At 69.8% G+C, this 11,126-nt stretch carries 9 protein-coding genes; 8 read left to right on the top strand and 1 reads right to left on the bottom strand.

Features of this window, described 5'->3' with window-relative positions; genetic code table 11:
- Positions 1–32: 32 nt before the first annotated feature.
- From ACTMMA_RS11500 to ACTMMA_RS11470, 7 genes are all read left to right on the top strand, one after another.
- On the top strand, positions 33–965 hold the full coding sequence (locus tag ACTMMA_RS11500) for an ABC transporter ATP-binding protein (protein WP_441190272.1): 933 nt from the start codon (positions 33–35) through the stop codon (positions 963–965).
- Positions 958–2,943 carry an AMP-binding protein gene (locus ACTMMA_RS11495; RefSeq protein ID WP_441190271.1) on the top strand — a complete coding sequence of 662 codons (1,986 nt, stop codon included), beginning with the start codon at positions 958–960 and terminating at the stop codon, positions 2,941–2,943. Before ACTMMA_RS11500 ends, ACTMMA_RS11495 begins: the two co-directional genes overlap by 8 nt.
- Before the next feature lie 32 nt (positions 2,944–2,975).
- Positions 2,976–3,848 carry a branched-chain amino acid ABC transporter permease gene (locus ACTMMA_RS11490; protein WP_441190270.1) on the top strand — a complete coding sequence of 291 codons (873 nt, stop codon included), beginning with the start codon at positions 2,976–2,978 and terminating at the stop codon, positions 3,846–3,848.
- Between the two features lie 3 nt (positions 3,849–3,851).
- Positions 3,852–4,910, top strand: a complete 1,059-nt coding sequence (locus ACTMMA_RS11485; protein WP_441190269.1) for a branched-chain amino acid ABC transporter permease — start codon at positions 3,852–3,854, stop codon at positions 4,908–4,910.
- A gap of 61 nt (positions 4,911–4,971) precedes the next feature.
- Complete coding sequence (locus ACTMMA_RS11480) at positions 4,972–6,183, top strand: ABC transporter substrate-binding protein (RefSeq protein WP_441190268.1); 1,212 nt, start codon at positions 4,972–4,974, stop codon at positions 6,181–6,183.
- A complete protein-coding gene (locus ACTMMA_RS11475) occupies positions 6,180–7,037 on the top strand; it encodes an ABC transporter ATP-binding protein (RefSeq protein WP_441190267.1) in 858 nt (285 codons plus the stop codon). The genes ACTMMA_RS11480 and ACTMMA_RS11475 overlap by 4 nt, the downstream gene beginning before the upstream one ends.
- A 51-nt stretch (positions 7,038–7,088) precedes the next feature.
- Entirely contained in the window at positions 7,089–8,309 is a 1,221-nt protein-coding gene (locus tag ACTMMA_RS11470) for a phenylacetate--CoA ligase family protein (protein ID WP_441190266.1), read from the top strand.
- Positions 8,310–8,340: 31 nt separating this feature from the next.
- Here ACTMMA_RS11470 and ACTMMA_RS11465 read toward each other — a convergent pair whose 3' ends face one another.
- On the bottom strand, positions 8,341–9,129 hold the full coding sequence (locus tag ACTMMA_RS11465; protein WP_441190265.1) for a hypothetical protein: 789 nt from the start codon (positions 9,127–9,129) through the stop codon (positions 8,341–8,343).
- 98 nt (positions 9,130–9,227) lie between these two features.
- On the opposite strand from ACTMMA_RS11465, the gene ACTMMA_RS11460 reads away from it, so the two are divergent.
- A complete protein-coding gene (locus ACTMMA_RS11460; protein ID WP_441190264.1) occupies positions 9,228–11,081 on the top strand; it encodes a glycosyltransferase family protein in 1,854 nt (617 codons plus the stop codon).
- Positions 11,082–11,126 lie beyond the last annotated feature (45 nt).

The following is an 11,126-nucleotide window of genomic DNA, read 5'->3' as shown; positions in this document are numbered from 1 at the left end:
CTCTCCCGACACCCGTGGAAGGACCGACGACCTTGCTCACTCGCGCCTACCAGCACTCGCTCAACGGCAGCCATCTGCCGGACGGGGAGCCGCTGCTCGAGGTGGACGGAGTCTCGCTGCGCTTCGGCGGAGTCAAGGCCCTCACCGACATCAGCTTCACCGTGACCCAGGGGCACATCCACGCGATCATCGGCCCCAACGGCGCCGGCAAGTCCTCGATGCTCAACTGCATCAGCGGGATCTACCACCCGCAGGAGGGCGAGATCCGCCTGCAGACCGCCTCGGCGTCGGGGGAGCGCACCACCTCGACCCTGACCCAGCTGCCGCCCTTCAAGATCGCCCGCCTGGGCGTGGCCCGCAGCTTCCAGAACATCGAGCTCTTCTCCCACCTGACCGTGCTGGAGAACCTCATGCTCGGCCGGCACATCCACATGAAGCACAGCGTGGCCGCCTCGATGCTGTGGTTCGGCCCGGCCCGCAAGCAGGAGATCGCCCACCGCCAGCTGGTGGAGGAGGTCATCGACCTGCTCCAGCTGCAGGAGTTCCGCTCCAAGCCGGTCGGCTCCCTGGCCTACGGCATCCAGAAGCGGGTCGAGCTCGGACGCGCCCTGTGCATCCAGCCCGCCCTGCTCCTCCTCGACGAGCCGATGGCCGGCATGAACGCCGAGGAGAAGGAGGACATGGCCCGCTACATCCTCGACGTCCACGAGCTGGCCGGCGTCAGCGTCGTCCTCATCGAGCACGACATGAACGTCGTCATGGACATCTCCAACCGGATCAGCGTCCTGGACTTCGGCAAGCTCATCGCCGACGGGACGCCGGACGAGGTCAAGGTCAACCCCGCCGTCATCGAGGCCTACCTGGGCTCGGAGGACGAGGACGAGGAGGTCCGGGAGGCCGTGGCCCACATGCAGGAGCAGGTCGAGCTGGAGCACCAGCACGAGGAGGAGGGCCACCGTGGCTAAGAAGATCGAGGCCCCCGCCCTGGACCTGTCCAAGGACACCTTCCCGCGCCTGCTGCTGGCGCGTGCCGCCTCCGACCCTGACGCGGTGGCGATGCAGGAGAAGCTCTACGGCATCTGGCAGCCGATCACCTGGTCCGGCTACGCCCGCCGCGTGGAGGACTTCGCCCACGGGCTGGCCGGCTTCGGCGTCGAGCGCGGGCACATCGTGGCCGTCCTGGGCGACAACCGGCCCGAGTGGCTGATCGCCGAGCTGGCCGCCCAGAGCATCGGCGCCGCGGTCGTGGGCATCTATCCGACCTCCATCGGTGAGGAGCTGGAGCACATCCTGGCGATGTCCCAGGCCCGCGTCGTCGTGGTCGAGGACCAGGAGCAGGTCGACAAGCTCCTGCGCCTGCGCGAGACCTCCCAGCTCATGGTCGAGCACGTCATCTACTACGACCCCCACGGCCTGGAGCAGTACGACGACCCGTGGCTGGTCGACTTCACCGAGGTCGAGCGGCAGGGCCGCGAGCGCGCCGAGTCGCAGCCGCAGTGGTTCGCCGAGCAGGTCGAGTCCACCACCCCCGAGGACATCGCGATCATCTGCACCACCTCGGGCACCACCTCCAAGCCCAAACTGGGTGAGCTGTCCCACCACAACCTGCTGGCGATGGCCGAGCACCTCACCTCCATCGACCCGGCCGACAGCTCCTTCCGCTACGTCTCCTTCCTGCCCTTCGCCTGGATCGGCGAGCAGATGCTGGCGGTGGCGATCGGCCTGGGCCGGGGCCTGACGATCTCCTTCCCCGAGGACGCCTCCACCCAGCGTCACGACATGCGTGAGATCGGGCCGGACGTGATGTTCTCCCCGCCCCGGATCTGGGAGTCGATGCTCTCCGAGGTCCAGGTCCGCATCGACGAGGCCGGCTGGCTCAAGCGCAAGATCTTCGGCTGGGGATATGACGTCGGCGACAAGGCGGCCCGCGCCCGCGTCCAGGGCAAGGGCGGCGGCAACGGACCCCTCACCTGGATCGCCGACCAGGTCAGCACCCGCCCGGTGCGGGACCAGCTCGGCCTGGCCCGGGTCCAGCGTGCCTACACCGGCGGTGCCCCGCTCGGCCCGGACGTCTTCCGCTTCTTCCACGCTATCGGCGTCAACCTCAAGCAGATCTACGGGCAGACCGAGATCTGCGGCATCGCGGTCGTGCACCGCGACGACGACATCGCCTTCAACACCGTCGGCACCCCGATCCCGGGTACCGACCTGCGGATCAGCGACGACGGCGAGATCCTGCTGCGCTCGGCCTCGATCTTCCGGGGCTACCACCGGCAGCCGGAGGAGACGGCCAAGACCGTCGACGCCGAGGGCTGGCTGCACACCGGCGATGCCGGCTACCTCGACGAGGATGGCCACCTGGTCGTCATCGACCGCGCCAAGGACGTGCTCACCGCCCCCGACGGCAGCCGCTACTCGAGCCAGTTCATCGAGAACAAGATCAAGTTCAGCCCCTACGTCGAGGAGGCCGTCGTCTTCGGCCCCGAGACCGCGGACCAGGGCATGACCGCGATGATCACCCTCGACCCCGGCACGGTCGGGTCCTGGGCCGAGCACGAGCGGCTCTCCTACACGACCTACACCGACCTGGCGGCCAAGCCCGAGGTCTACGACCTCATCGCCGAGGAGATCACCCACGCCAACGAGGACCTGCCCGAGGCGATCCGGATCGAGCGCTTCCTGCTGCTGCACAAGCAGCTGGACCCGGACGACGACGAGATCACCCGCACCCGCAAGGTCCGGCGCAACGTCATCGACGAGCGCTACGGCGATCTCATCGCGGCCCTGCGCCGTGGTGACGACGAGGTCGGCCTGTCCAGCCGCATCACCTACCAGGACGGCACCTCGGTCCTGCGTGAGCTGTCCCTGAAGATCTTCGACCTGACGACCTACCAGATCCCGGCCGGCCGGGGTCGCCGACCGGTCTGGAGCGGCCGGCGCTGACGCGCCGGTCTAGGAAAGCGGGAGAACAACCCATGTCAACCTTCCTCAACCTGCTGGTCTACGGACTTGCCGACGGTGCCATCCTGGCGCTGGCCGCACTGGGCTTCGTGCTCATCTACAAGGCGACCTCGGTCATCAACTTCGCCCAGGGCGAGTTCCTCCTCGTGGGCGCCTACATGTTCTACACCGCGTTCGTGGTGATGGGGCTGCCGATGATCGCCGCCGTGCTGGTGGGCGTCCTGGCCGCCATCGTCATCGGTGTGGTCGTCGAGCGCTTCATCCTGCGGCCGATGATCGGCGAGGAGCCGATCAGCATCATCATGGTCACGATCGGGCTCTCGATGCTGCTCAAGGCTCTGGTGCAGATGTTCTACGGCACCAGCGTCAAGAGCCAGCCGGCGATCCTGCCCAACCGCTCCATCGAGTTCTTCGGCGCGGTCGTCCCGCTCAACCGGCTCCTGGTGATCCTCATCGCCGCCGTCGTGCTGACGGCCTTCACGATCTTCTTCCGCAAGAGCCGCCACGGCATCGCGATGCGCGCCGTCGCCGACGACCAGCAGGCCGCGATGACGATGGGCATCTCGGTGCGGCGCATCTTCGCCCTCGCCTGGGTGCTGGCCGCAGTCTCGGCACTCATCGCCGGTGTCCTGCTGGCCGACATCACCGCGGTCGACCAGAAGCTGGCGGCCTTCGGCCTGATGGTCTTCCCGGTCGTCATCCTCGGCGGCCTCGACTCGGTCCCCGGCACCATCGTCGGTGGCCTGACGATCGGGCTGCTGACGCAGTTCGTCTCCGGCTACCTCGACCCCGGGCTGGCGACCGTCATCCCCTACATCGTGCTCGTGCTCATTCTCCTCGTCCGTCCCTACGGGATCTTCGGCGAGACCCGGATCGAGAGGGTCTGACCCATGGCGACCGCAACCGGCATCTACCACCGCAGCTACGCCTCAGAGCTCAAGCTGCGCAGCACCCGGGCCGAGTACCTCCGGCTGGGCCTGATGGTCCTGCTCCTGCTCGTGCTGCCCTTCATCCTGGACAACTACTGGCTCTCCATCGCCAACACGATCCTGATCGCCGTCATCGGCGCGGTCGGCCTCAACATCTTGGTCGGCTACACCGGACAGATCAGCCTCGGTGCGGGTGGCTTCCTCGCGGTCGGCGCCTACTCCTCGGCGATCCTCTCCGAGCGTATGGGGCTCCCGGCACCTCTGGCGATCGTCGCCGCCGTGATCCTCACGGCCGTGATCGGCACCTTCTTCGGACTGCCCGGTCTGCGGCTCAAGGGTCTCTACCTGGCGATCGCGACCCTGGCCAGCCAGGTGATCATCGAGTTCATCATCCGCCGCTGGGGCTGGCTGACCGAGGGCAAGGGCTACATCACTCTGGACCGGATGAACATCTTCGGCTGGCAGCTGTCCCGCGACAGCTTCGAGCAGAGCTGGTACTGGATCCTGCTCGTCCTGGCCACGCTGGCGGTCATGGGCGCCCGCAATCTCTTCCGCACCGGGCTGGGCCGCTCGTTCATGGCGGTCCGCGACCAGGACATCGCAGCCGAGGCCATCGGGGTCAACCTGACCCGGGCCAAGCTGACGGCCTTCGCGGTCTCCTCCGGCTTCATCGGCCTGGCCGGCGCGCTGACGGCCCACTACAACGAGACGGTCACCTGGGAGGCCTACACCCTCAACGTCTCGATCCTCTACCTGGCGATGATCATCGTCGGGGGCATGGGCAGCATCGCCGGTGCCGTCTACGGAGCGATCTTCATGACCCTGCTGCCGGTCCTGATCCGCACGGTCGCCGACGTCGTCGGCCCGGCCGCCCCGTGGCTGTCCAACCAGCTGCCCGCGATCCAGAACGCGGTCTTCGGCCTGGTCATCATCCTCTTCCTCATCATCGAGCCACGCGGACTGAACAGGCTGTGGGAGCGGATCAAGGAGTACTTCCGCTTCTGGCCCTTCCGCTACTGACCAACCAACCAACCCTGTAGAACCCACCTGCCGGACCCGGCACAACCCAAGGAGAAGCATCATGAACCGCACTCGACGCGGAGCATTCATCGCGGCGACCGCTGCTCTGGCGCTGGGCCTGTCGGCCTGCGGCGGCAACGGAGATGGCGACGGGGGTGGAGGCGGCGGCGCCTCCGACGGCCCCATCAAGGTCGGCCTCATCGCCGACCTGACCGGCGCCACCGGTGACGTCGGCAGCCCCTACAACGAGGGCATGCTGGCCTACATCGACTACCGCAACGCCAACGGCGGCGTCGCGGACCGCAAGATCGAGGCCACCAGCAACGACTACGCCTACGAGGTCCCCAAGGCCGAGCAGCTCTACAAGCAGTACGTCAACGACGGCGTCGTGGCGGTCCAGGGCTGGGGCACCGGTGACACCGAGGCGCTGCACACCAAGGTCGCCGAGGACGAGCTGCCCTTCATGTCCGGCTCGTTCGCCGAGTCGCTGACCGACCCGAAGGAGGCGCCCTACAACTTCGTCGTGGCACCGACCTACTCGGACCAGATGCGCGTCGCGCTGAACTGGATCGCCGAGGACGCCGGCGGCAAGGCCGAGGTTGCGGTCTTCCACCACGACAGTCCGTTCGGCACCGCCCCGGTCGCCGACGGCGAGGCGTGGGTGGGCGAGCAGGGCCTGGACCTGGGCTACAAGGCCTACGCGATGCCCGCCGGCTCGGCCAACTACGTCGGTCTGCTGTCCCAGGCGCAGAGCCAGGGCGCGAAGTACATCGTCATCCAGAACGTCGCCTCCCCCGCGGCGCAGGTCGCCAAGGACATCGCGGCGCAGAACCTGGACATGAAGATCGTCTGCCTCAACTGGTGCGGCAACGAGCTGTTCATCGACACCGCCGGCGCCGACGCCGCCGAGGGTCACATGCTGGTCCAGCCGTTCGCGCCGATCTCGGCCGAGAAGGACGGCCACGAGGAGATGGTGAAGTTCCTCGAGGACAAGGGCGAGGACCCGGCCAGCAAGGGCACCTCGTGGGTCCAGGGCTGGATGGTCATGCACGTCATGGCCGAGGGCATGGAGAAGGCGGCCGAGGACGGCGAGGTCACCGGCCCCTCGATCCGCGAGGCCCTGGAGACCATGGGCGGCATCGACACCGGCGGCGTCGTCGGTGACGGCACCGTCGAGTTCACCGCCGACTCCCACCGCGGCTCCACCTCGACCGGCATCTACAAGGCCGAGGGCGGCGAGATGGTCGAGGTCGAGGCGGGCGCCACGCCATGAGCACCGCAGCTGTCTCCTCCCCGGGCGCGGCCGGTCAGCCGGCCGCCCCCGGGGCCGGGGGCGACCTGCTCGTCCTCAACAACGTCGAGGTGATCTACGACGACGTGATCCTGGTGCTGCGGGGCCTGTCCCTGTCGGTGCCGGAGCACAAGATCGTGGCGCTCCTGGGCTCCAACGGGGCGGGCAAGTCGACCACCCTCAAGGCGGTCTCGGGCCTGCTCCCGAGCGAGCGGGGCGAGGTGACCGACGGCACGATCACCTTCAACGGCGAGGACATCACCAAGATGGACGCCGCCACCCGGGTCACCCGCGGGATGAGCCTGTGCATGGAGGGGCGGCACGTCTTCGAGCACCTCACCATCGCCGAGAACCTCGTCGCGGGCGCCTACACCCGCTCCGCCAAGGAGTCGGCCGAGGACCTGGACATGGTCTACGAGTTCTTCCCCAAGCTGGCCGACATGCGGGCCCGCGTGGCCGGCTACCTCTCCGGTGGCGAGCAGCAGATGCTGGCGATCGGGCGGGCGCTGATGGCCCGGCCGCAGCTGCTGATGCTGGACGAGCCCTCGCTGGGCCTGGCGCCGCTGCTGGTCCAGGAGATCTTCGGCTACGTCAAGCGGCTCAACGCCGAGACGGGGCTGACGGTGCTGGTCATCGAGCAGAACGCCCGCCGCGCCCTGGAGGTCGCCGACCACGGCTACATCATGGAGCAGGGCCGGATCGTGCTCGAGGGCCCGGCCGCCGAGCTGCGGGAGAACCCGGACGTCAAGGAGTTCTACCTCGGCCTCGGTGACGAGGGCGGCCGCAAGTCCTACCGGGACGTCAAGCACTACAAGCGCCGCAAGCGCTGGCTCTGACCCCCCACCGTTCGCTACCGCATACCCCCTAGTCGTGAGGAAGAAGGACCCATGTCGATCGATGCTGCCCTGAAGCAGCGGGCGGAGCGCCTGGCTCCGGCGCTGGCCGAGGTGGTGCGTGGCGCGGCCGGGCGGGTGCCCGGGTTCGCGGCGCGGCTCGCCGAGGCCGGCACGGACGTCGAGGAGGTATGCGGCTCTCCCGGGCTGGGTGCACTACCGGTGCTGTCCAAGGACGAGCTGGTCGAGCGCCAGCAGGCCGACCCGCCGCACGGGGGCCTGCTGGCCCCGGACGCGGACGTGGCCCGCTGGTTCCAGTCGCCGGGGCCGCTGTATGAGCCCCAGCTGGTCGGGGCCGACTGGCGCTGGGGGCAGGCGCTGGGCGACCTCGGCGTGGGGGAGGGAGACATCGTCCTCAACTGCTTCGGCTACCACCTCTCCCCGGCGGGCGCGATGTTCGAGCAGGGCGCGCACGCGGTCGGTGCCTCGGTGGTGGCCGGCGGCATCGGCAACCAGGAGCTGCAGGCGAGGGCGATCGGCGACCTGGGCGTCACCGCATACACCGGCCTGCCGTCCTATCTGAAGGCGCTGACCGAGCACTTCGACAGGGCCGGGCTGCCGGCCGAGCGGTGGCGGCTGGAGCGGGCGCTGGTGACGGCCGAGCCGCTGCCGGACTCGCTGCGCGAGGTGCTCATGGAGCGGGTCCCGCACGTGCGGATGGCCTACGGCACCGGCGAGACCGGGCTGCTGGCCTGGGAGCCGGCCGACGAGGAGCCCGGCAACGGCCTGGTGCTGGCCGACGGCGTGGACGTGCAGGTCTGCGCGATCGGCTCCGGTGAGCCGGTCACCGACGGGACGGAGGGCGAGGTGGTGGTCACCCTCTTCCGGGAGGACTACCCGCTGATCCGTTTCGGCACCGGTGACGTGTCCGCGTGGATGCTCGGCCCCGACGGCTCGCTGCGCCTCAAGGGCGTCCTGGGCCGGATCGGGGCCGCGGTCAAGGTCAAGGGGATGTTCCTGCACCCCCGGCAGGTGACCTCGGTGATGGACGGCGCCGAGGGCGTGGCGGACTACCGCTTCGTCATCGACCGCGCCGACCACGTCGACCGGCTCACCTGCCTGGTGGTGCCCGACGGCAGCGTCGGCGACGAGGAGCTCACCTCGGCCCTGGCCACCCGCATCCGCGAGGGCCTGCGCTTCCGCACCGACGTGCAGGTGGTGCAGGACCTGGGCGAGGGTGAGGGTCCCATGGTGGACCGGCGCGACTGGAGCTGAGCGGGGCCGGCCAGGGGCGCGGGGAGCGGGCTCAGTCGTCCAGGGCGTCCTGGAAGGCCAGGGCCCACTCCTCGGCGGTGGGGGCCTCGGCGACCGCGTCGCGCAGGTCGACGGTGACGACCTGCTCGGTGTGCTCGTCGCCCCACCCGGCGATCGCGTCGCCCACGCCGGCGTCGTAGAGGCCGGCGGGGCCGACGACGAGGAGGACCGGCACGTCCGGCAGGCCCTCGAGGAGGGCGTCCAGCGCGCCGGCGACGTCCTCGCCGCCGCTGCCCTGCCCGAGGCTGACCAGGACGGCCTCCGGGTCGGCGGAAGCAGAGTCGAAGCGCTCCAGACGCTCCACAGCGTCCTTGATGGTCGACCCGTCCCGGCTGGCGCTCCAGATGGTCAACGACGGCCCGTCCCCGGTGCTCGGCTCGATCGCGTCGTTGAAGCTCACGTCCGCGGCCTCGCCCCAGTGCCGGATCGCGACCGGGCGCTCGGCACCCACGAGCACGCCCCACTGCTGGACCCACTGGGAGGGCAGGTTGCTGTAGCCGTCACCGACGACGAGCAGGTGCGCACCGTCGGGGGAGAGGGCCGAGGTCCAGGTCGCGAGATCGACCGCCGGCCCGTCCTGGGCGGGCGGGTCCGCTGTCACCGTCGCGGACCCATCGTCCGCGGGGGCCTCGGTCGCCGGCGGTGCCATCGCGGCAGCGAGGATGGGGGAGTCGGCCAGCGGCGGGGGCGGTGCGTTGACCTGTCGCACCGCGTGGACGGACATGCTGATGGCCACGACCGCGAGGGCGAGCATGAGGACGACCGCGAGGCGTCGGGGCATGACCCTTCTCCTCCCTCTGCCTGGCCGGTGACTGGGGGCATGCTACTCGGCTAGCCTGGGGCGGATCTGGTCACCGCCCCCGAGGAAGATGACGGCCGATGTCGATGGGCACCTCCCTTCGCACCCAGCTGTGGCACCTGCGGCACGGGGGCATCGCCCAGTGGCGCAAGCACCGGGCGCGCCGCCGCATACCGAGCCTGCGGCCGGCGACCACGGAGCCGGCGACGGCCCTACCGGAGTGGGAGCTGCCGGACCGGTCCCCGCGGCGCGCGCTGCGGGTGGGGGTGATCGCCGACGAGTTCACCCGGCTGTGCCTGCAGCAGGAGTGGGAGCAGGTCGAGCTGGACCGGGAGACCTGGCGGGAGCAGCTGGCGAGGGCGCCGATCGCGCTGCTCTTCGTCGAGTCGGCCTGGAACGGCAACGGGGGGTCGTGGAAGTTCGCCCTCACCGGCTCCAAGGCGCCCTGGCCGCAGGTGCGCGAGCTCGTCGAGCACTGCCGTGAGCAGGGGGTCCCGACGGTCTTCTGGAACAAGGAGGACCCGGTCCACTTCGAGGACTTCCTCGACACGGCTGCGCTCTTCGACCACGTGCTCACCACCGAGGCGGACCAGGTCGAGGAGTATGTGGCCCGGCTGGGTCACGACCGGGTCGCCACCATGCCTTTCGCGGCCGCGTCCTGGATCCACAACCCGGTGCGCCTGCGGGCCGGGGCCTCGCGCGACATCGCCTTCGGGGGGATGTACTACCGCCACCGCTTCCCGGAGCGGCGCGAGCAGATGGACCTGCTGCTCGGGGCGGCCAGGGACGTCTCGCCGCGGATGGAGACCGGGCTGGAGATCTTCTCGCGCTTCCTGGGCACCGACGAGCGCTACCAGTTCCCCGACGAGATGGCCGACCGCGTCGTCGGCGAGCTGTCCTACCGCCAGATGCTCACCGCCTACCGCGACTACAAGGTCTTCCTCAACGTCTCCTCCGTGCCGGGCAGCCGCACGATGTGTCCCCGCCGGCTCTTCGAGATCAGCGCCTGCGCCACCCCGGTGGTGTCCACCCCGACGCCGGCGATCGAGGCGGTCTTCGGCCCCGAGGAGATGGTGACCGTCACCGAGCCGCAGGAGGCCCGCTGGGCGCTGCGGGCCCTGGTCCGCAACGACCAGTGGCGCGAGCGGCTGGCGCACCGGGCCGCCCGCACGGTGCTCTCGGAGCACACCTACCGGCACCGCGTCGACGACCTCCTGATGAGGGTCGGCCTGGAGCGGCACCGCAGCACCGAGCCGACGGTGTCGGTCGTCTGCTCCACCAACCGCCCCGGGCAGCTCGACCACGTCCTGGCCGGCGTCGCGGCCCAGCTCGGGGTGGACCCGCAGCTGGTCCTGGTGACGCACGGTTTCACCGCCCCGGCGGACCTACCGGCGCGGGCGGCCGCGCTGGGCCTGGAGGACCTCGTGATCGTCGAGGCCGACTCCGGCCTGACCCTGGGGGAGTGCCTCAACCTGGGCATCGAGCGCGCCGACGGCGACCTGGTCGCCAAGCTCGACGACGACGACCTCTACGGCCCGCACTACCTCGCCGACCAGCGCCGGGCCCTGGACTACTCCGGCGCCCAGGTCGTCGGCAAGCAGGCCCACCACATGTTGCTCGAGGGCAGCGGTGCCCTGATGGTCCGCTTCCCCGAGCGCGAGCACCGCTTCACCGACCTGGTGATGGGCCCGACCCTCCTCATGCCGCGCCCGGTCGCGACGGAGGTCCGGTTCGGCGCGCGCACCCGCGGTGAGGACACCGACTTCCTGGAGCGGGTCATTCGGTCCGGTGGGCGGATCTATTCGTCGGACCGGTTCAACTTCATCCAGGTCCGTCGCTCGACGGGTCACACCTGGGACGCGACCGACCTGGAGCTGCTCGCCAACGGGCAGGTTATCTCCTACGGCACGTCGGGAATGCACGCTTTCGTGTGACGGTCGTGGCGGCGGAGAGAATGCACAACGGCTCGCTATAGTCGA

It is taken from the genome of Ornithinimicrobium panacihumi (genome assembly GCF_052073805.1).
Taxonomy (GTDB): Bacteria; Actinomycetota; Actinomycetes; order Actinomycetales; family Dermatophilaceae; genus Ornithinicoccus; species Ornithinicoccus panacihumi.
This window is presented reverse-complemented; position numbering and strand designations above follow the sequence as displayed.